This window comes from Streptococcus mitis, assembly GCF_003942965.1.
Taxonomy (GTDB): Bacteria; Bacillota; Bacilli; order Lactobacillales; family Streptococcaceae; genus Streptococcus; species Streptococcus mitis_BH.
In genome coordinates, this window is sequence record NZ_RJOG01000079.1 from 1 (window position 1) to 911 (window position 911).

At 26.7% G+C, this 911-nt stretch carries 2 protein-coding genes; both read right to left on the bottom strand.

Features of this window, described 5'->3' with window-relative positions; genetic code table 11:
- Positions 1-207, bottom strand: a 207-nt coding sequence (locus D8837_RS09380) for a LicD family protein (protein WP_142999012.1), incomplete at its 3' end; no start/stop codon positions are given.
- Positions 208-219: 12 nt separating this feature from the next.
- Positions 220-911 (bottom strand): glycosyltransferase family 8 protein (locus D8837_RS09385; RefSeq protein ID WP_125456879.1); only part of this gene is annotated, 692 nt, incomplete at its 5' end.

Genomic DNA, 911 nt, shown 5'->3' on the forward strand with positions numbered 1-911 from the left:
CTCTATAAGTTGTCTGTAACTACTTCTAGGTATACCTAAATCAATATCATCATCCCAAGGAATAAATCCTTTATGTCTAACCGCTCCTAAAAGAGTACCACCTAGAGCAAAATATGGAATATTATTTTTTTCACACACATCAATACATTTTTTTAAAAGTTTCAATTCTTCTTCATGTATTTTTTTCAAAATTTCTTGTTTTTCCATTATAAAAATTTTTTACCTCAATATTTTATAAATTTTTGGTCTGATTTTTGATTGTATAATTCCAACAACTTGAATTGCAATTTTGCGAGGAATTATCTTAAAAATTTTTAAAAATATATCATCTCTAACAATCTTGTACTCACCTTGGTAATAATGTCTAAACTCATCAACATGTGCAACTACACTACCCTCTTGCCAAGGCCTTCTTGATAAGAAACTCGTTGTAAAATGTCTAAGAACAATCTGACTTTTAGCCTGATTAATTTCTTCTTTTGAATAATATTTAATCGGTTTTTTAAATGTTATCATTTCCTCATAGCTCATATCTTCAAATATAGTCATATAATTATATTTCGGAGATATAGGTTTAAATGAATTGTATAAAACTGCATTCAAAACACCCTGATCACCTTGAATTATTTTTCCATCAAAGTCCTTAATAACCTTAAATAATTGATTTTCAACTTGTTCCTTACGCCATCTTTCTAAATCTATGAACATTACACCGGAGTTAAATATAGGTTTATCTTTTGGAATCTTTAAAACCTTTTTATATTCTTTGTTAAAAACATCTGCAACACCTAAAACAATATTCCCTTTAAAATCAATATCAAATAATTCTTTTAAAGAATTCATTACAATAATGTCACTATCTAAATATAAAACTTTAGAAATATTATTCGGAAGAATACTCCCTAATAATA